Annotated in this window: 17 protein-coding genes; 9 read left to right on the top strand and 8 right to left on the bottom strand. The window is 74.6% G+C overall.

Annotated features, from left to right (window positions below; genetic code table 11):
• Window positions 1-471 precede the first annotated feature (471 nt).
• Window positions 472-1,458: a sigma-70 family RNA polymerase sigma factor gene (locus tag FHX73_RS10600; protein WP_145904767.1), complete on the top strand. Its 987-nt coding sequence runs from the start codon at window positions 472-474 to the stop codon at window positions 1,456-1,458.
• Between the two features lie 229 nt (window positions 1,459-1,687).
• Window positions 1,688-3,832 carry a helix-turn-helix transcriptional regulator gene (locus FHX73_RS10595; protein WP_246213815.1) on the top strand — a complete coding sequence of 715 codons (2,145 nt, stop codon included), beginning with the start codon at window positions 1,688-1,690 and terminating at the stop codon, window positions 3,830-3,832.
• 10 nt (window positions 3,833-3,842) lie between these two features.
• Here FHX73_RS10595 and FHX73_RS10590 read toward each other — a convergent pair whose 3' ends face one another.
• From FHX73_RS10590 to FHX73_RS10560, 7 genes are all read right to left on the bottom strand, one after another.
• Window positions 3,843-4,262, bottom strand: a complete 420-nt coding sequence (locus tag FHX73_RS10590; protein ID WP_145904765.1) for a hypothetical protein — start codon at window positions 4,260-4,262, stop codon at window positions 3,843-3,845.
• Window positions 4,263-4,416: 154 nt separating this feature from the next.
• Complete coding sequence (locus FHX73_RS10585; RefSeq protein WP_145904764.1) at window positions 4,417-6,561, bottom strand: MMPL family transporter; 2,145 nt, start codon at window positions 6,559-6,561, stop codon at window positions 4,417-4,419.
• 156 nt (window positions 6,562-6,717) lie between these two features.
• Complete coding sequence (locus tag FHX73_RS10580; protein WP_211786170.1) at window positions 6,718-7,425, bottom strand: maleylpyruvate isomerase family mycothiol-dependent enzyme; 708 nt, start codon at window positions 7,423-7,425, stop codon at window positions 6,718-6,720.
• A gap of 70 nt (window positions 7,426-7,495) precedes the next feature.
• Entirely contained in the window at window positions 7,496-8,176 is a 681-nt protein-coding gene (locus tag FHX73_RS10575; RefSeq protein WP_246213454.1) for a class I SAM-dependent DNA methyltransferase, read from the bottom strand.
• 143 nt (window positions 8,177-8,319) lie between these two features.
• A complete protein-coding gene (locus FHX73_RS10570; protein ID WP_145904763.1) occupies window positions 8,320-9,084 on the bottom strand; it encodes an alpha/beta hydrolase family protein in 765 nt (254 codons plus the stop codon).
• Between the two features lie 164 nt (window positions 9,085-9,248).
• Window positions 9,249-10,094, bottom strand: a complete 846-nt coding sequence (locus FHX73_RS10565; RefSeq protein ID WP_145904762.1) for an alpha/beta fold hydrolase — start codon at window positions 10,092-10,094, stop codon at window positions 9,249-9,251.
• A 63-nt stretch (window positions 10,095-10,157) separates the two neighbouring features.
• Window positions 10,158-10,823, bottom strand: coding sequence for a DUF4097 family beta strand repeat-containing protein (locus FHX73_RS10560; RefSeq protein ID WP_145904761.1), 666 nt, complete (start codon window positions 10,821-10,823; stop codon window positions 10,158-10,160).
• Between the two features lie 242 nt (window positions 10,824-11,065).
• Here FHX73_RS10560 and FHX73_RS10555 point away from each other — a divergent pair, with 242 nt between their 5' ends.
• The 4 genes from FHX73_RS10555 to FHX73_RS47135 all read left to right on the top strand — a co-directional run bounded on the left by FHX73_RS10555 (window position 11,066) and on the right by FHX73_RS47135 (window position 15,083).
• Window positions 11,066-11,809, top strand: coding sequence for a GbsR/MarR family transcriptional regulator (locus tag FHX73_RS10555; protein ID WP_145904760.1), 744 nt, complete (start codon window positions 11,066-11,068; stop codon window positions 11,807-11,809).
• 109 nt (window positions 11,810-11,918) lie between these two features.
• Complete coding sequence (locus FHX73_RS10550; RefSeq protein WP_145904759.1) at window positions 11,919-12,389, top strand: carboxymuconolactone decarboxylase family protein; 471 nt, start codon at window positions 11,919-11,921, stop codon at window positions 12,387-12,389.
• Between the two features lie 39 nt (window positions 12,390-12,428).
• The gene (locus FHX73_RS10545; protein ID WP_145904758.1) at window positions 12,429-13,934 is read left to right on the top strand and encodes an SMI1/KNR4 family protein; all 1,506 of its coding nucleotides are present in this window, start codon (window positions 12,429-12,431) and stop codon (window positions 13,932-13,934) included.
• Between the two features lie 132 nt (window positions 13,935-14,066).
• The gene (locus FHX73_RS47135; protein WP_145904757.1) at window positions 14,067-15,083 is read left to right on the top strand and encodes a lytic transglycosylase domain-containing protein; all 1,017 of its coding nucleotides are present in this window, start codon (window positions 14,067-14,069) and stop codon (window positions 15,081-15,083) included.
• 63 nt (window positions 15,084-15,146) lie between these two features.
• Here the strand turns inward: FHX73_RS47135 and FHX73_RS10535 are convergent, their stop codons facing one another.
• Window positions 15,147-15,599 (bottom strand): MarR family winged helix-turn-helix transcriptional regulator, encoded by a 453-nt coding sequence (locus tag FHX73_RS10535; RefSeq protein ID WP_145904756.1) that lies wholly within the window; start codon window positions 15,597-15,599, stop codon window positions 15,147-15,149.
• 108 nt (window positions 15,600-15,707) lie between these two features.
• Here FHX73_RS10535 and FHX73_RS10530 point away from each other — a divergent pair, with 108 nt between their 5' ends.
• From FHX73_RS10530 to FHX73_RS10520, 3 genes are all read left to right on the top strand, one after another.
• Entirely contained in the window at window positions 15,708-16,058 is a 351-nt protein-coding gene (locus FHX73_RS10530; protein WP_145904755.1) for a hypothetical protein, read from the top strand.
• A 5-nt stretch (window positions 16,059-16,063) separates the two neighbouring features.
• Window positions 16,064-16,393 (top strand): YrdB family protein, encoded by a 330-nt coding sequence (locus FHX73_RS10525; RefSeq protein ID WP_246213813.1) that lies wholly within the window; start codon window positions 16,064-16,066, stop codon window positions 16,391-16,393.
• 174 nt (window positions 16,394-16,567) lie between these two features.
• Window positions 16,568-18,196 carry a S53 family peptidase gene (locus FHX73_RS10520; RefSeq protein ID WP_145904753.1) on the top strand — a complete coding sequence of 543 codons (1,629 nt, stop codon included), beginning with the start codon at window positions 16,568-16,570 and terminating at the stop codon, window positions 18,194-18,196.
• Window positions 18,197-18,292 lie beyond the last annotated feature (96 nt).

Raw genomic sequence — 18,292 nt, 5'->3', positions numbered from 1 at the left:
GGCTGACACCTTCCCAGCCGGGTGATGCGATCCGATGGGGGACCGATCGCGATTTGGCATCGTTTGCGTGCACCCGGAGCGGGATCGAACGGGGCGTTCGGTGCGTTGGGCAGGGTGGGCTTGATGCGGGCGGTCCATTCGCATCCGATCGATCGGGAGCCCCGCGCCGCACCCGGCGCGTGAACGGCCACGCGCGCCGTGTGACTTCGGGTGTGCGCCCCTGACGGTCCGTGCGGACCCGCTCGCCGAGCGTTCCGAAAGCCGGAAAAGCGATGCAGGATACTGCATCTCCCGAAGAATCTGGCCGACTTGGGAATGTTGTCCGGAATCTGTTCGTTGGATCGTTACGTGTGAGGCCCCCGGGGTCCCGCATCACCGGGAGGCGCGCTTGTCGCGGCCGGCCGGCGCAGATCCCCTCGCCGCACCCACCCGCGAGATCCACACCCGGGCACCAACAGCAAGGGAGCAAGCATGGCCACCCGTGCCGTCGTTCGCGACAGGGCCGACCGGACTCGTACGGCCCGCCCGACCAACCTCGAAGCCGACCGCGACCTGGTCGGCATGTACCTCGACGAGATCGCCAGGACCCCCCTCCTCGATGCCGCCGAGGAGGTCGAACTGTCGCTGCGGATCGAAGCCGGCGTGTACGCCCAGCACCTGCTGGAGGAGGCCGGCGACGACGGGACCGCGCTGCCCGAGGGCGTCACCCGCGAGGAGTTGGAGGCGATAGCCGCCGACGCCGAGCGGGCCAAGGACGTCTTCATCCGCTCCAACCTGCGCCTGGTCGTCGCGGTGGCCCGGCGCTACCCGCGCAGCGGGCTGCCGCTGCTCGACCTGATCCAGGAGGGCAACGCCGGCCTGGTCCGCGCGGTCGAGAAGTTCGACTACGCCAAGGGCTTCAAGTTCTCCACCTACGCGACCTGGTGGATCCGGCAGGCGATCACCCGCTCGATCGCCGACCAGTCGCGCACCATCCGGCTGCCCGTGCACCTGGTCGAGGAGCTCGGCCGGATCCGCCGGGTCCAGCGGGAGAAGTCCAAGGAGCTGGGCCGCGAGGCCGAGCCCTCGGAGATCGCGGCCGAACTCGACACCACCGCGGAGCGGATCAAGGACGTGCTGGACTGGGCCCGCGACCCGGTCAGCCTCAACATGGCCGTCGACGACGAGGGCGAGACCCAGTTCGGCGACCTGGTCGAGGACACCGGCGCGGTCTCCCCGGAGGACGCGGTGCTGGTGATGCTCCGCCGGGAGGAGCTGGACGACCTGATCAGCCGGCTCGACGACCGCACCGCCTCGATCATCCGCTCCCGCTACGGCATGGAGGACGGGCGCGAGCGCACCCTCACCGAGGTGGGCAAGCAGCACGGCCTGACGCGTGAGCGGATCCGCCAGATCGAGAAGCACGCGCTCGCCGAGCTCAAGAAGATCGCCGGTCACGCCGGCTTCGAAGCCGCGTGAGGTGGCGGCGCCACGGCGCCGCCACCTCACCGGGGGGTGCTCGGGGGAGCGCGGGGGGATTACGCACGGTCAATGCCCCGTGAACTCCCTGTTTCGTGTGCGGAGTTGCGCGCCGGGCGATATTGACGTGCCGTCAGCAGCAGGTTGAGATGGACCTCCGGGCCGAGGCAGGGGTGGCGCGAAACTGCTGTCAGGTGCACGCCATTGCGCGGTGGAGGGGGCGGTGCGGATGCCGGAACTGCGCGGGAGGGACGCCGAACTGGACGCCGCCCGGCGGGCCCTGGGCGAGCACGGCGCGCTGCTGCTGACCGGCCCCGCCGGGATCGGACGGACCGCCCTGGCCGGCGCGCTGGCCGCCGCGGCGGAGCGCGACGGGCAGCTGGTGCTGCGCTGCGCCCCCGCGCCCGAGGAACGCGAACTGCCCTGGGCCGCCCTCGGCGACCTGCTCGGCGGCCGCCCGCTGGACGCCCTCGCCCCGAGCCGCCGGGACGCGCTGCGCGCCGCACTGCTGCACCACCGCTCGCCCGCCGACGGCGAGGGCCGGCTCGCGCTGCGCCGGGCCGTGCTGGACCTGCTGCTCGCGCTGCGGGGCGAGCACGGCGCAGTGCTCGTGGTGCTGGACGGCGTGGCCTGGCTCGACCCGCCCAGCGCCGCCGCCCTGCGGTTCGCGCTGCGCCGGGCCGTGGGCCAGGGCGTGCGGGTGCTGGCCACCCGGCGCACCGGCGAGGACGCCTGCCGGTTCGAGCTGCCCGAACTGCGGCTCGGCCCGCTCTCCCCGGCCGCCCTCGCCGAGCTGCTGGCCGACCGGTACGGCCGACTGCCCGTGCCCGTGCTCGGCGGCATCCAGCGGGCCGCGCTGGGCAACCCGGGGACGGCGCTGGACCTGGCCGCGAGCACCCGGCCGGACGGCACGGCCCACCGGTTCGGCGGGCCGACGGTGCGTCAGCCCGCCAGTGCCGCCGAACTGCTGGCCGCCGCCCGCGGTGCGCGGCCCGAGGAGGCGCGGGCGCTGGCCCGCCAGGTGCTCGGGCAGAGCCGGTCGGGCGTGCTGCGCGCCCGGGCCCACCTGGTGCTGGCGCGCGCCGCCGCCGTCGAGCAGGGCCTGGCCGGGGCCGTGGACCTGCTGGCCGCCGGGCTGGCCGAGGCGCCGGCGCAGAGCCGGGAGCAGGGCGAACTGCTCCGCTGGGTGGCCGAACACCACCTCAGGGCCGGGCAGTTGCCGCTCGCCCTGGCGCAGGCCGAGGCCGCCGCCGGCCACCGCAGAGCCGACCCGGCCGCCCCCGCCCTGCTGGCCCGGGTGCGGGCCGCGCTCGGCGACCCCGGCGGCGCGGCCGAGGCGCTCGCGGCCGCGCCGCCCGGCCCCGAACGGGCCCTGGCGGCACTGGCCCTGGGCGAGCCGGGCCCGGCCCTGCGCACCGAGGGCGACGAGGCGCTGGCGCTGCGGATCACCGCCCACGCGCTGGCCGGGGAGGCAGTCACCGCGCTCGCGCTGGCCCGCCGGTTGGCCGACCTGCTCGCCTGGCAGGGCGACCCGCTCCCCGGCACCTCCCGGCTGGACGCCCTGCTGGCCGTGGCGGTGGCCGAACTGACCGGCGGCAGCGCCGAACGCGCCCGCCGGCTGGCCCTGCGGGCCGCGGCCGGCTGGGCGGCGGCCGGGGACCGCTGGCACCGGGCGGAGGCGCTGGCCGTGGCGGGCGAGGCGGCCCTGCTGCTCGGCACGGCCGCCGCCAACGCCGCCGCCGTCGAGGACCTGGAGGCGGCCGGCCGGCTGCCCAGGGCCGACCGGTTCGGCCGGCGGGCCCGGGCCCTGCTCGCCGAGGCGCGGGTGACCCAGGGGGACCACGCCGTGGCGCGCCAACTCGTCGGCGCCGTGCCGCAGTCGACCGACGAGCCGGCGACCGTCCGGGCCCGGGCGCTCGCGCTGGCCGGGCTCGGCCAGGCCCGCGAGGCCGTCGCCCTGCTGCGCGCCGCCGCCGACCGGCAGCGCGGCGACGGCCGGCAGCGGCTCGAACTCGCCCGCACCCTGCTCGCGTTGGGCTCGGTCGAGCGCCGGCTGCGGCACCGGACGGGTGCCCGGGTGGCGCTCGGGCAGGCGCACGCGCTCTGCGCGGCGGCCGCCGCCGCGCCGCTGCTGGCCCGGGTCGCCGAGGAGTTGGCCCGGCTCGACCAGTCGGCTGACGGCCCGCTGCTGACCGCCACCGAGCAGCGGATCGCCGGCCTGGCCGCCGACGGCGCGACCAACCGCGAGGTCGCCGCCGCGCTGTTCGTCAGCGTCAAGACCGTCGAGGGCACGCTCTCCCGGGTCTACCGCAAACTCGGCGTCAGGTCCCGGGCGGCCCTGGTCAGGGCGCTGCCGGTGGCCCGGCAGGGGTGATGACGGCGGGTCAGTCGATCGAGCCGCCCCAGATCGCGTCGCTGCCGGTCGGGCAGACGAACTCGAAGTCGCCCCGGCCGCCGAACGGGCCGACGACGTAACGGAAGCCGTCGCTGCAGAAGGCGAAGGTGTAGTAGCGGGTGCCGTCGCAGGACTCGTAGAACGTCGGGCCGTCGGTGCGGCCGGCCCAGCAGGTCAGGCCGGGCGGCTGCTGCGCGCTGGTGCCGGCGAGCCGCACGGAGTGGACCTCGCCGGGCGACGGGGTGGCGTTGCCGATCAGGGTCTTGCCGGTGTCCGGGAAGGTCACGGTGTAGCGGGCCACGCTCGCGCCCGGCTCGGCCGCGGCGGCGGTCGGGGCGCCGCCGCCGAGGGCCGCGCCGGTGAGGGCCGCGCAGGTGGCGAGCGCGGCGAGGGTCTTCCGGAGGGCCATGGTCGTCCTGCCTCTGGTGCCGTCGGGGGTGTCCGGCCACGGTAGGACGGGCCTCGGGGCGGGACGGGGGACACGCCAGGCGGGCCGTTCGGATACGCCCCGTTGGCGGGCGCACCGGGCGCGCCGGCCGGACCGGTGACACCAACCGGAGGCATCAGTCGACGGCGAGCCGCTGTTGGAGCCGGCCCAGCCCGGCCGGCGCCCACCAGTTGGCCCGGCCGGACAGGCGCATCACGGCGGGCACCAGGACGCCCCGGACCACCGTCGCATCGAGCAGCAGGGCGAGGGCGAGCGCCGCGCCGAACATCCGGTTGAGCGAGAGCTCGGAGGCCGCCAGCACCACCAGCAGCACCGCGACCACGGCGGCGGCGCTGCTGATCAGCCCGCCGGTGCTGCCGATGCCGCTGGTGATCGAGCGGGCCAGGTCGTCGGTGCGGCGGAACTCCTCCCGGATCCGGGAGATCACGAAGAGCTCGTAGTCGATCGACAGGCCGAAGGCGAGGAAGAGCACCAGGACCGGTGTGGTGACCTCCAGTTGGCCGTAACTCGGCGCGCCGCCGACCAGCCACCGGGCGTGGCCGTCCTGGAAGACCGCCACCATCGCGCCGAGCACGGCGGTGAGGCTCAGTGCCGACAGCAGCAGCGCCTTGACCGCGATCAGCACGCTGCCGGAGAAGAGCAGCAGCAGGCCGCCCATCGCGAGCACCACGACCAGTGCCACCCAGGGCAGCCGGTCGGTCAACACCTGCTGGGTGTCGACCAGTTCGGCCGCCCGGCCGCCGACCAGCGCGGTGCCGGGGGCCGGCACGGCGCGGATCAGCCGGACCAGCCGCTCGGCCTCGGGGGACTGCGAGTCGGCCGGCCCGACCACCGAGAGCCAGCCGCCCGGCACGGTGTCCACCCGGGTCACGCCCGGCAGCCGGGCCAGGCGGGCGGCGTAGCCGGCCAGCGCGTCGCGGGCGGGGGCGTCCGGGAGCACGACGGAGGTCGGGGCCAGCTCGGCCGGGTCGAACCCGGCGCCGATGGCCCGGGCGGTCACGCTCACCGGTGCGGAGGCGGGCAGCACCCGGTAGTCGGAGAGCGCGGTGCGAAAGTGCCCGGCCGGCACGGCCAGCGCCAGCAGCAGGAGGCCGGCGCCCAGGCACCAGGGCAGGGGGTGCCGGACCACCCGGGTGGCCAGCCGGTGCCAGAAGCCCGGCCGGGCGGCCCCGCGGCGCAGCCGGCGGCGCACCGCGGCGAACGGGTCCAGCCGGTCCAGGTGCCCTCCCAGCACCGCCAGCAGGGCGGGCAGCACGGTCAGCGCGGCGGCCGCCGCGAGCAGCACGACCACCACGACCGTGGCGGCCATCGCCCGCAGGAACGGCACCGGGACCAGCAGCAGACCGGCCGAGCAGAGGGCGACGGTGAGCGCGGAGAAGACCACCGTGCGGCCGGCCGTGCGGATGGCGGTGACCACGGCCGGGTGCGGGTCGGCGCCGCCGGCCAGCTCCTCGCGGTACCGGTGCACCACGAACAGGCAGTAGTCGACGGCGAGTCCGAAGCCCAGGGTGGTGGTCAGGTTCTCGCTCAGCACGGAGACGGCCATGACGCCGGTCAGCAGCCGCAGCACCGCCATCGTGCCGGCCGCCGCCAGCGCGCCGACCGCCACCGGCAGCAGCCCCGCGACCAGCGAGCCGAGCGCCGCGACCAGGATCAGCAGGGTGAGCGGCGAGCCGAACAGTTCGGCCCGCCGGGTGTCCCGGCCGACCTGGTCCATCACGTCCCCGTAGTTGGGGCCGGTGCCGGTCGCCGAGACGCTCAGCGGGCCGTGCCGGCCGCTGAGCGAACGTCCCAGCCGGGCAGCGGACTCGGTGCTCCGCACGGCGTCCCCGGCGGTGCGCACCAGGAGCAGGGCGGAGCGTCCGTCGGTGGAGCGCAGCGCGGCGGGGCCCGACGGCCAGTAGGAGAGCACGGTGCGCACGCCCGGCTGTCCGGCGACCAGCCGGGTGAACGCGGCGCCGGCCTGCCGCGAGGCGGCCGAGTCCACGCCGTCCGGGGTGGCCACCAGCAGCTCCAACTGCGCGTCACCGACGGCGCCGTGGTCGCCGAGCCAGCGGTCGGCGCGGACCGCGTCGCCGGTGCTCGCCGAGTTGCCGCCGAGCGCCAGCCGGTCGTGCGCGCCCAGGCCGAAGACGCCGGTCAGGACGGTGAGCAGGGCGGCGAGCGCCAGGACCGCGCGGGGTCGGGCGAGGACGGCGGCGGCGAGGCGGGCGAGGAGCCCGCCGCCGGCGTCCGGGGCGGCGGGGCGCGCCAGTGACATCTCGACTGCCTTCGACGGAGTGGTCGGTTCCTGGCGGTCAGTGAAACGGAGGCGGCGCCGAACAGGTGGCGGGCGGACGGGTATTCCACCCGTCCGGGTCAATCACGCGGGTGTTCGACCCGGACGGGCGCGCGTTCTGGTAGGTGTGACGGCGGGTCAGCCCCAGCCGGGTGCCGGGGGCTGCGGCCAGGCCGGCGGGGTGGGCCAGCGCCCGTCCGGGACGGTCCGGCCGGCGAGCCAGCCGAGCAGCAGGTGGCCGGGGGCGGCGATGACGGGGCCCTCGCCGTGCAGCTCCCAGCTGCGGCCCAGGTCGGTGGCCTCGATCCGGGCCACCGGGAAGGCCCGGGCGGTCAGCGCGGGCGCCGTCTCGTCCAGCGCCCAGGCGACGTAGTCGGCCGGCCAGTCGGCGGTGGTGGGGCCGAGCGCCAGGTCGAGGCGGTGGGTCTCCAGCTCGCGCCAGCAGCGCCGCAGGGTGAACCAGGCGGGGTGCTGCCAGCCGGCGAGCGCCGTTACCGGGGTGTCCCAGCGGTCGGCCGGCATCAGCTCGGCCTCGGCGAACAGCCGTTCGGTGCTCCCGCGCAGGTCCGCCACCAGCTCGGCGGCAGGGCGGCCGGCGCCCTCGGCCAGCGCCCGGGCCAGTGCCGGTCCGTCCGCCCGGGGGCCGGGCTCGGAACCGGTGCGGGCCAGCGCGAGCAGCCAGCGGTAGACGTCGGCGCTGCGGGCGACGTGGGTGATCACGTGGCCGCGGCTCCACCCGGCCAGCGCGGAGTCGGCCCGGGCGTCGGCGTCGGTCAGCCCGGCGAGCGCGGCGTCGAAGCGGGTGGCGGCGGCGCGGATCCGGTCAATGTCGATCTTGTGGGACACGGTCCGAACTGTAGGGCCCCGCGGGCCCGGTGGACAGGGGTGCGTGATCGCCGACTGACGATCAGTCGGATCACCGTGCGGCGGGACCGCCGGGTTTCACGGCGTGGACGAAGAGGTGCTCCTCCTCGCCCATGCCGGGGAAGTCCGGCTGGAACGTGCTGAGCCGCTGGTGGACGACGGTCAGGCCGGCGGCCGTGAGCAACTCCGGGTAGCGGGCGGCCGGGTAGCTGGTGCAGCGCACCTGCTGGCCCATCCAGGTCGTCTCCACGCCCTCGCCGTCGAACGGCACGGTCGCGAAGGCGAACAGCCCGCCGGGGGCCAGCCAGTCGGCGACCCGGGCGAGGGTGCGGTCCAGGTCGGCGCGCGGCATCTGCAGCAGCGGGAAGAAGGCGGTGATCGCGCTCCACCGGCCGGGCGCGTCGGGCAGTTCGCGGACGTCGACGAGTTCGAAGACGGCGGCCGGGACCTGGGTGCGGGCGAGCTCGACCATGGTGGTCGAGACGTCGTAGCCGGTGACCCGGTGCCCCGCCGCCGTCAGCAGCTCGGCGGTGGGGCGGCCGGTGCCCGAACCGATGTCCATCACCGGGGAGTTCGCCGGCAGCCGGGCGATCAGCCAGTCCAGGGCGGCGCGTTGCTCGGGCAGCCGGCCGTAGGCGTCCTCGTAGAGCTTGCCCAGCACGTCGAACGGCCGGGCCGCCTCGGCGGCGGACCCGGTCGGCGCGGGTGGGACGGCGAGCATGTCGGCACTCACGGGCGGGGCCTCCTGGCGGCGTTGCGGGGATCGGTGGAGCGCGGGGACTGGCGGAGTCACGGGGGACGATCCGCCGTGACACTACACTCCGCAGTCGTGCGATCGCGATTCGTAGCGATCCCCGGTCCGCGCCGCCGGCAGGGTCAGGCCGCAGTGGCCACGGGCCGGCCGAAGTGGCGGGCGAAGAACCGGACCGCGCTGTCCGCCTCGAAGCGCGGCAGCTCCTTGTGCTTGCCGGAGTTGACGTGCAGTGACTTCTCCGCGGAGGCGAAGGCGTCGAACAGCGCGAGGCCCTCCTCCCGGGAGATGTGCTCGTCGTCCCACTGGAGGTCGAACTCGACCGGGACGGTGATCCGCCGCGCCTTCCCGGCCAGCGTGTCGGGCCAGTGCTGGCCGAACACGGCGGCCCGCACCCGGGGTTCGGACGCCACGAACGGGATGCCGATCGCGGTGCCCATGTTGATCCCCCAGAAGCCGACCGGCCCGTCGGCGCCGATCTCCGGGAGCTGCTGGAGCGCGTCCAGGGCCGCCCGGTACTCGGGGACGGCGAGCTCCGCCAGGTGGTCGTTGTAGCGGACGACGATCGGGCCCTCCGGCTCGCCGGCCGCCCGCGCCGCGAACAGGGCGGCGATCTCGGCCTCGTCGTGCTCGGTGCGCGGCCGGTCGCCGTGCCCGGGCGCGTCCAGGACGGCGACGTGGAACCCGCAGCCGTCGATCAGGCGCCGGGCGCGGCCCGACATCGCGGGGTGCTTCTTGTGGTTGCCGCCACCATGGGCCAGCAGGATCAGCGGCGCGCGGTCGGCGCCGGAGGCGGGCGACCAGAGGACGCCGGGGACGCCGTCGACGGTGAACTCGCGTTCGAGGACGCCGTTCGAGGACGACTGGGAAGTGAAGAGGAGAGAAGACATGGCCGTGGCCTTTCGGGAGTGCCTGCGTTTCGGGCGCTCCCGGCGACGGCTGCGTCAGTCGCCGGACCGTGACGGGAGGGGGAGCGCCCACGTGGTCGTTGCGGTCACTGGGTCTCACCTCCTCTGCCGGTGTCTCGGTCGGGAGAAACGTAGCAGCGGGATGATCAAGCCGCCAAGTCCTTTGCGGCCGGGGTCTTCGCGCCCGGCACGGTGATGTGATTGGACGTCAGGTCCTGGTCGGCGAGCTCGCGGACGGCCGTGGCCACGGCCCGGTGGTCGTTGCGCAGGATCTTGGAGTGGTTGCTGGGGACCTTGGCGCTGACCTCGATGCGGGGGTTGCGGTCGAGGGCGGGGCCGAGGTCGGCGCGCAGGCGCTCCATGGTCTTCGCGTCGGCGCCGAGGTTGCCGCCGGTGCCGAGGACGTAGCGGGTGGGGGCGGTGATGGCGTCGAGGACGGGGGCCAGGGCGGTCGGGGCGCACAGGTCGATGAGTTCGAGGTTGATCTCGGCGTGCTGGGTGGCGCTCATCCGGGCGGCCATGCCGAGGCGGCGGGCGATCGGGAAGACGGGGCTGAGGCGGCGGAAGAGGGCGCGGACCTGAGTGCGGGTGGCCTCGTCGAGGGGCTCGGTGGGCAGCGCCCCGTCCACCGAGACCACGGCCGCCGTGCGCTCGGGGTGGCGGGCGGCCCAGTGGACGGCGATCAGGGCGCCGTAGGACCAGCCGACCAGGATCGGACGTTCGACGTTGCGCGCGGTGAGCACGGCGTCGAGGTCGCGCAGGCACGCTTCGAAGGAGTAGTCGCAGGCGGTCCCGGACTTGCCGCGGGCGCGCTCGTCGAAGGTGATGTGCCGGTAGTCGTCGCCGAGCTCGGCGATCACGCGCTGCCAGTGCTTCTGGTCGGCGTACGAGCCGTTGAGGTAGACGACGGTCGGGCCGGGGCCGCCGGTGTCGGTGACGGCCAGGGTGGTGTCCTCGATCGCGAGCGTGCCGGTCCAGGCGGTGGCGTTCATGGTGGTCCTCTCAAGGGGGTGGCGGGGCGAAGGGTGCTGGCTGGCCGGAAGGGTGACGGTGGATCAGAGGGCGCGGGCGGTGATGTCGCCGTGCGGGGTGGTCGCGTGGATGTCGAGCTCGGTGGTGCCGGTGTTGCGCAGGCTGTTGGTGATGCGGCCGTGGCTGGTCGCGGCGTCGAGGGCGGCGGAGACGCCGGTCGCGGCGCCGACGGTGATGTCGCCGGACTGGGTGCGCAGGTCGAGCCGGCCGTGGTGGGCCTCGGCGATGCGGATGGCGCCGCGGGAGGTGGTGATCTCGGCGGGGCCGGTGAGGCGGCCGACCTCGACGTCGCCGTCCACGGCGGTCAGGCGCAGGCTCGCGGCTTCGGCGACGTGGATCTGCCGGTAGGCGCCGTCGAAGGCGAGGTCGCCGAGCGGGCCGGTGGTGCGCAGCTCGCAGGCGGCGCTCTTGGCCTGGACGCGGGAGCCGGCGGGCAGGTGGACGGTGACCTCGACGGCGCCGGAGGGGCCGAGGTACTGGTGCTTGGGCTCGGCGGTGCGGATGTGCAGGGAAGCGTCGGTGCAGCTGACCTCGACCTGCTCGGCGGCCTTGGCGTCGCGGTTCTTGGCGGGGTCGGCGGGGCGGACCTCGACGGTGGTGTCGGCGCGGTCGGTGGCGATGAGGTGCAGGCGCCCGCCGGCGATCTCGATGGTGGCGGTGATCGCGGCGGGGGTGGCGAAGGTCTGCATGGTGGTCTCCTCGTGAGGGGCGGTCCGCCTGTCGGCCCGCCGTTTCTGATGAGTGAAACGCTACGTTGCTTTCCAGAGTGTGGCAACAACTTCGTTGCGCAAAAAACCCATCACAGCAGGTCGCTGAGCCATTTTCATTGCGGTGATCCTGCAAGGAATGCAACGGATGGCGCGTCAGTCATTGCAATGGATTGCCGATGAACGCTATGATGGGGCCACCACGGACCACGAAGGAGACCGCGATGCCGGGAGGCAGACTCACCCAGCACGACCGTCAGCAGATCGCGCTCGGGCTGGCCGACGGCCTCGCCTACGCGGAGATCGCCCGACGCCTGGACCGCCCGACCTCGACCGTCACCCGCGAGGTCATGCGCAACGGCGGCCCCAACGGCTACCGCGCCGACCTCGCCCACCGCGCCACCGAGCAGCGCACCCAGCGCCGCCGGCCGGCCGCCCCCCGCGACCCGAACGCGGCCCCGCAGCCGCACGGGCGCGACGCCGAGGCGGTGCACGCCTACCAGGAGGTGTTCACCACCGTCCTGATGGCGGCGGGCACGCCCAAGATGATGGCCCGGGTGATGACCTGCCTCTACACCACCGACGAGGGCAGCCTCAGCTCCTCCGACCTGGTCGAGCGGCTCCAGGTCAGCCCGGCCTCGATCTCCAAGGCGATCGCGTTCCTGGAGGCCCAGGGCCTGGTGCGCCGGGACCGCGACGAACGCCGCCGCGAGCGCTACTTCGTGGACGACGACGTCTGGTACCAGTCGATGATGGCCAGCGCCCGCTCCACCATCCAGCTCAGCGAGACCGCGCGGGACGGCGTCGACGTGCTCGGCGCCGGCACCCCGGCCGCCGTGCGGCTGGAGAACATCGCCCGCTTCCTCGACTTCGTCTCCGAGAGCATCGAGCGCGCCGCCGAACAGGCCCGGGACATCCTCCACGTGCGGCCCGAGACGGTCGCGGCGGCCTCGGCGGACACCGACTGAGCCGCGGCGGCCGCGGGTCGGCGGGCAGCTGCAGGTGGGTCCGTGTCACATTCCGGGGCCGGGGTCCGTCAGTGTGCTGAAACCGCTTGAACGGATGAGGAGAAGGACCATGAGCGCGCGGATCAACTTCTACGGCAACGGCGTCGGCGCGAAGTTCGCCAAGTACGTCAACTCGGCGGGCAAGGCGGTCTCGGACTCGACGCTGCCGGCCGAGGTGCAGGAACTGGTGAAGATCCGGGCCAGCCAGATCAACGGCTGCGGGTTCTGCACCGACATGCACACCAAGGACGCCCTGCACGCCGGCGAGACCCAGACCCGGCTGAACCTGGTGGCCGCCTGGCGGGAGGCCACCGTCTTCACGGCGGCGGAGCGCGCCGCCCTGGAACTGGTCGAGGAGGGCACCCGGATCGCGGACGCGGCCGGCGGGGTACCGGACGCGGTGTGGCAGCGGGCGGTGGAGCACTTCGACGAGGACCAGCTCTCGGCGCTGGTGGGCCTGATCGCGCTGATCAACGCCTACAACAGGATGAACGTGCTGATCCAGCAGCCGGCGGGCGGTTACCAGCCCGGCCAGTGGTGATCCGTGCGGATGTCGGTGCGGCAGGGCAGGATCCTGCGGGTGACTGAGCCTCAGAACTGCCCGGCCTGCCCGGTGCCGCAGCTGCTGGACCCGCCTTCGGGCCGACCGGAGGAGGTGTTGGCCCGGGTCGTGGCGGCGGCCGAGGGCGGCGAGCGGGCGGAGCTGGTCGGCGAGGTGCTGCTGCACCTGCTGGACCACGACTTCCACACCCGGCCCGCCGTCGCCCGGGCCCTGGTGCGCCACGCACCCGCGCAACTGCCGGTCGCGGTGGAGCGGATGAGCCTCTACCACCGCAACCGCTACCGCGACCCGCAGGTGCAGGCCGTGACGTACCTGGTGGTGAACCCGCAGCCCTGGGAGCAGATCAACCGACTGATCACGCTGGCCTACCTGGACCGCGAGTGGCTGGACCGGGCCGAGGCCGAGTACCGGGGGGCCGACGTGACGGCGCTGCTCTCCGTGCACCACGAGTTCGCGGGGCTCGGCGAGGCGCAGGGGCGGCTGGCCCTGGCGCGGCTGTCGGAACACGCGGAGCTGAACGACTGGGCGGCGGCGGGCCTGGCCCGGAGCATGCTGCTGCTGCCGCCGGAGCACGAGCGGCAGGTGCGCGAGGTGCTCGACGGGCTGCTCGCGCGCGGCCGGGCACTCGGTGTGCTGGCGGATCCGCTGAGCTCGCTCGATCCCGTCTACCAGCCGCACGCGGTGCACGCCGCGCTCGGCTCGCTGCGGATGGATCCGGCGCAGTTCCTGGAGCCGGGCGACCAGGGCGTGGTGGCGGCCGTGCTGGCGTCCGGTCCCCGCTTCCACGGCGAACTGCTGCGGACCCTCTGGGACTTGGTGCGTGACGAGGGCTCGCGGCCGGTCTTCCGCCGGCGGGCGGCGCGGTGCCTGGGCGAACTGGGCGCGGCCGAGCGGCAGGCGGCGCAGGAGTGGCTGGTGCAGCGGTCGCAGGAGGCGGCCGAGCCCGCGGCGGTGGCGGCGGCGCAGGCCGGACTGCGCGCGGAGGTCGCCGAGGTGTGGACGCGCATCGAGGCCCACCTGGCCGAACACGCCCCGGGCGTGCTGGAGTCGCTGGGCGGGCCGGCGGGTGCGGCGGAGGTCGCCGAGCTGGAGCGGGAGTTGGGGATGCCGCTGCCGGTCGACTTCGCGGCCTCCTGCGCGCGGCACCGCAGCGTGCACCTCGGCGGGGTGCTGGGCTTCGACGTCGAACATGCCGACTTCCGGAGCCTGGTGGTGACCCCGGGTGCGCCGATGGGCGAGCCCGAGGACGCCGAGGAGGGCGAGGTCCGGTGGACCGAGGACGACTGGCGGGAGGGGTGGCTGGCGGTGGGCCACGAACCGGACGGCTCGGTCATCGCCCTCGACCTCGACCCGGGGCCCGACGGCGTGCGGGGGCAGGTGATCTACGCCGACCAGGGGATCGCCCCGGGCGCCCACGTGATGGCGGAGAACTGGCTGGCACTGCTGCGCACGTTCGCCGACCGGCTGACGGCCGGCCACTACCCGTACCTGCCGGAACAGCGGGCGCTGACCGAGCGGTCCTGAGCCCGGGGGAGGGCGGCCGACCCGGCGGATGCGTCGTCAGCCAACGAGTGGGTCTCCGTGCGGCACCGGGCCGCTGGATGCGGCGAACCGGTGGGTAGGCTGGGCCGACTTCTTCACAGAGCCGGGGGGACCATGCGCATCACCACGGGACAGAAAGCTGCTGCGGGGCTGATCACGCTCGCCGTGGTGGGGGCCGGCAGCGCCTACGCGCTGACCGGGGGCTCCGGGTCGAGCAGCCCGGAGCACGTGACCGTGGCGGACGCGCCGACCTCGGTCGCGGCCGCGAGCACCACCGACTCGGCGAGCGCCACGCCCACCGACTCGGCCTCGCCCTCGGCCTCCGCTTCGGCCTCCGCCTCGCCCTCGGCCTCCGCGTCGGCCTCCGCCTCGCACAGCGCGAGCCCGACCCGGGGAGCCACGCCGAGCGCGACCCGCGGCGGCTCGGGCGCCAACCCCGCGCCGACCGCCGCCAAGCCGCAGCCCGCCAGCGCGCCGCCCGCGCCGGTCGCCAAGCCCGGCCCGGTCGCGCCGCAGCCCCCGCAGATCGCGCACACCCCGCCGGCGCAGAGCGGCTGCGCGCCCAGCTTCACCGGGACCAACGCCGCCACCGCCGACGTCTCGGCCGCGCTCGCCACCGCGGCCGGCAAGCCGCGCACGCTGAACCTGAGCGCCGGCGGCACCGACAAGATGCCGGCGCTGCCGATCAGCCTGGTCAAGGCGATCGCCTGGCAGGAGAGCGGCTGGAAGTCGGCGATCCTGGCCTGCGACGGCGGGATCGGCACCATGCAGATCATGCCGGCGACCGTGACCTGGATGAACGGCAAGTTCGGGACCGCCGACGACGTGCACACGCTGGCCGGCAACACCGACCTCGGCGCCGAGCTGCTGGACGAACTGGTCGCCTACTACGGCGATTCGGCGTTCGGCGGCAACTACGACCTCTCGCCCGACCCGGTGACCGGCAAGACGCCGCTGCTCGACCTGGTGATCGCCGCCTACAACGCCGGGGCCGGCGCGGTGCACTACACCACGGCGACCGACCCGACCACGGGCGCGGTGGTCGGCACCGAGCAGATCCCGAACCCGAGCTACGTGGCCAACGTGAAGGCCCTGATGGGCAACTGCCCCTGCCAGGTGCAGAAGGGCTGACCGCCCGACGGATCCACGAACGGCACCGGTGCTCGACGCACCGGTGCCGTTCGCGTTTCCCGGCTACTCCTCGACCGGCAGGCCGGCCTCGTGGGCGAGCACGCCGAGCGCGTGCCGCAGCGACTCGCGCTCGGCGGGGGAGAGGGCGGCGGCGAGCTCCGCGTCGATGGCGTGCGCCTGGGCGGCGCACTCGTGCAGCAGCTCGCGGCCGTCCTCGGTGAGGGCGAGGATCTGGCGGCGGCGGTCCGCGGGGTCGCGCTCGCGCTGCACCGCGCCCAGTGCCTGCAACTGGTCGGCCATGCTCACCACCAGGCTCGGTGCCACGCCCATCGCCTGTGCCAGTTCCAGCTGCGAGGGGGCCGCGCCGCCGTCGAGGGCGGCCAGCAGGGCGACGTGCTTCGGCTTGAGCCCGCGGTCCTCGATCGCGGCGGTGAAGCGGGTGGTGGCGATGGTGCCCAGGGTGCCGAGCCGGAAGGACAGCGACGAGGTCAGCGAAGGGGGGTTGACGGCGCTCATGGCCGCGATACTATCTCTACCGAATCATTCAGAGCTCGAATCATTTGGAGTGTGTTTGATATGGGTGGGACGGGGACGGGCGCGGGGTCGGGGCCGGGCGGACCGCTGGTGATCGCCAACGCGGCGGGTGCGCTGCTCTCGATGGCCTCCTGCGTGGCCGGGCTGGTCAACCCGGGCATCGGGCTGCCCGAGGGGGAGCCGGTGACCGGCGGCGTGCGGTTCTACGCCGAGGCGTACGGCGCGCGGGCGCTGCCGCTCGGCGCGATGGTGCTCCAGCAGCTGGTGCGCGGGCGCGGCGGGCGGGTGCTGCCGGCGGTCCTGCTGCTCGCGGGTGCGGTGCAGGCGGGGGACGCCGCGATCGGGGTGCGCACCCGCAACCCGGGGATGGCGCTGGGGGCGGGAGCGCTGGCGGTGCTGCACCTGGAGACGGCGCGTCGGTTCGCCCGGAGTGCGCGGTGATCCAGATGCTGCGGATGGCCGATGACACGCTCGCCTTCCTGCTCGAACTCGCCGTCTACGCCACGGCCGTGCGCTTCGCGCTGACCCGGTGGCCGGCCGGCCCCCTTCGCTGGGCATCGGCCCTGGCCCTGCCGGTCGGCTACGCCGTGGTCTGGGCGCTGTTCGGCGCGCCGGGTGCGGTGCTGCCGCTGCACGGAGTGGTCCGGGCGGTGCTGGACCTGCTCTGGTTCGGCAGCGCGGCCGTGCTGCTGCGCGCAACGCGTTTGCCGCGCACGGCCGTTGCCTTCGCCGTGCTCTACCTGCTGACCACCGCCGGGCACCTGGCGCTGTCCTGATCGGCGACGGGGCGGGGCGGCCCCGACGGCACCTCAGGTCACCGGAGGACACCGGGCTGACATCTGATGAGCAGGGGATACCTCTCTTTTGACGGTGCTTCGACAAATTTACGGTGGACGGCATCCGACCCCAGCTGCCCCCGTCAGCTGATCCCCCGTAACAGGAGGACCCCTGTGAAGTCCCGTCTCCGGCCGGTCATCGGTCTGCTCGCCGCCCCGCTGCCGATCATCGCGTTCGCCGCCGCACCCGCGTTCGCCGCCCAGCCGGCCACCGTCGAGGTGAAGGGTGACGTGGTGGCGGCGGTCGCCCACTCCGCCCGCACCGGGAACGTCGCGGCCGACCAGCCGATATCCGTGGCCGTCAACCTGGCCCAGCGCGACACCGCCGGCCTCGACACCTTCCTCGCCCAGGTGACCGACCCCGCCTCCGCGCAGTACCAGCACTACCTGACGGTCAGCCAGTTCGCCGACCGGTTCGGTGCCAGTCCCGAGGCGGTGGCCAAGGTGACCGGCTACCTGAAGGCCCAGGGGCTGCAGGTCGGCGAGGTGACGGCGAACCGGCTGACCGTCGAGGCCAGCGGCACCGCCGCCCAGGTGCAGCGGGCCTTCGGCACCAGCCTGGCCACCTACCGGGACGGCAAGGACGGCCACGGCTACTACGCCAACACCAGCGCCCCGGTGCTGCCCGCCGACATCGCGAGCGTGGTCACCGACGTCTCCGGCCTGAACGACTACGCCCGCTACCAGCACTTCGGCCAGGCCAACCCGGCCGCCAAGGCCAAGGCCCCGACCGGCCTGAGCCCGGCGACCGCGCGCTCCGCCTACAACCTCACCAGCCCGATCAGCGCCGGCTACAACGGCAAGGGCAGCACCGTCGGCCTGCTGGAGTTCTCCGCGTTCCAGCAGTCCAACATCTCCGCCTACGACAAGTACTACGGCCTCTCGGTGAGCGCCCCCAGCGTGGTCGCGGCCGGCGGCGGCACCACCGACCTGTCCGGTCAGGACGAGGTGGAGCTGGACATCGAGGTGGTCCAGGCGCTCGCGCCCGGCGCCACCGTCAAGGTCTACGAGGCGCCGAACAGCGACGCCGGCGAGACCGCCGTCTACGCCAAGCTGGTCAGCGACAACGTCCCGGTGGTCTCGATCAGCTGGGGCACCTACGAGGCCGGCGAGACGCCGAGCAACCGCACCGCGGTGGACGCCGACCTCAAGGAGGCCGCCGCCCAGGGGCAGTCGGTCTTCGCCGCCTCCGGTGACAGCGGCTCGGACGACGCCGGCAACGGCGGCACCTCGGTCGACTTCCCGGCCGCCGACCCGTGGGTGACCGGCACCGGCGGCACCACGCTGAGCCTCTCCGGCAGCTCGTACAGCAAGGAGACCGCCTGGTCCGGCAGCGGCGGCGGCATCTCCTCCTACTTCGCCACCCCGAGCTTCCAGACCCCGGTGAACAAGGGCGGCTTCCGCACCGTGCCGGACGTCGCGGCCGACGCCGACCCGGCCAGCGGCTGGGCCATCTACACCGGGGGCTCCTGGAACGAGTTCGGCGGCACCAGCGCGGCGGCGCCCAACTGGGCCGCCTTCGCCGCCGACTTCAACAGCGAGGCGAAGGCCAAGGGCAAGGCCTCCTTCGGCTTCGCCAACAGCCGGATCTACTCGCTGGCCGGCTCCTCCTCCTACTCCTCCGCCTTCCACGACGTGAAGTCCGGCAACAACGGCGCCTACAGCGCGGGCACCGGCTACGACAAGGTCACCGGCTGGGGCTCCTACAACGGCGCGAACTTCCTCTCCGCCTCGCTCGGCTGAGCCGCCGGGCACCGCGGTGCTCCCGCCGGGGGCCGGGCCGTCGCCCGGCCCCCGGCGGCCGTCCCGGACCGACCGGCCCACGACGCCGCCGGTCGG

Source organism: Kitasatospora viridis (assembly GCF_007829815.1).
GTDB classification, from domain to species: domain Bacteria; phylum Actinomycetota; class Actinomycetes; order Streptomycetales; family Streptomycetaceae; genus Kitasatospora; species Kitasatospora viridis.
The sequence above is the reverse complement of the archived record's forward strand: the minus strand, read 5'-3'. Positions and strand labels throughout refer to the sequence as shown.

Coding starts and splice junctions, on each gene's coding strand:
- FHX73_RS10550 (WP_145904759.1), top strand. CDS start 11,919: ATGAGCGCGCGGATCAACTTCTACGGCAACGGCGTCGGCGCGAAGTTC.
- FHX73_RS10535 (WP_145904756.1), bottom strand. CDS start 15,599: ATGAGCGCCGTCAACCCCCCTTCGCTGACCTCGTCGCTGTCCTTCCGG.
- FHX73_RS10565 (WP_145904762.1), bottom strand. CDS start 10,094: ATGAACGCCACCGCCTGGACCGGCACGCTCGCGATCGAGGACACCACC.
- FHX73_RS10585 (WP_145904764.1), bottom strand. CDS start 6,561: ATGTCACTGGCGCGCCCCGCCGCCCCGGACGCCGGCGGCGGGCTCCTC.
- FHX73_RS10525 (WP_246213813.1), top strand. CDS start 16,064: ATGCTGCGGATGGCCGATGACACGCTCGCCTTCCTGCTCGAACTCGCC.
- FHX73_RS10555 (WP_145904760.1), top strand. CDS start 11,066: ATGCCGGGAGGCAGACTCACCCAGCACGACCGTCAGCAGATCGCGCTC.
- FHX73_RS10570 (WP_145904763.1), bottom strand. CDS start 9,084: ATGTCTTCTCTCCTCTTCACTTCCCAGTCGTCCTCGAACGGCGTCCTC.
- FHX73_RS10560 (WP_145904761.1), bottom strand. CDS start 10,823: ATGCAGACCTTCGCCACCCCCGCCGCGATCACCGCCACCATCGAGATC.
- FHX73_RS10595 (WP_246213815.1), top strand. CDS start 1,688: ATGCCGGAACTGCGCGGGAGGGACGCCGAACTGGACGCCGCCCGGCGG.
- FHX73_RS47135 (WP_145904757.1), top strand. CDS start 14,067: ATGCGCATCACCACGGGACAGAAAGCTGCTGCGGGGCTGATCACGCTC.
- FHX73_RS10600 (WP_145904767.1), top strand. CDS start 472: ATGGCCACCCGTGCCGTCGTTCGCGACAGGGCCGACCGGACTCGTACG.
- FHX73_RS10590 (WP_145904765.1), bottom strand. CDS start 4,262: ATGGCCCTCCGGAAGACCCTCGCCGCGCTCGCCACCTGCGCGGCCCTC.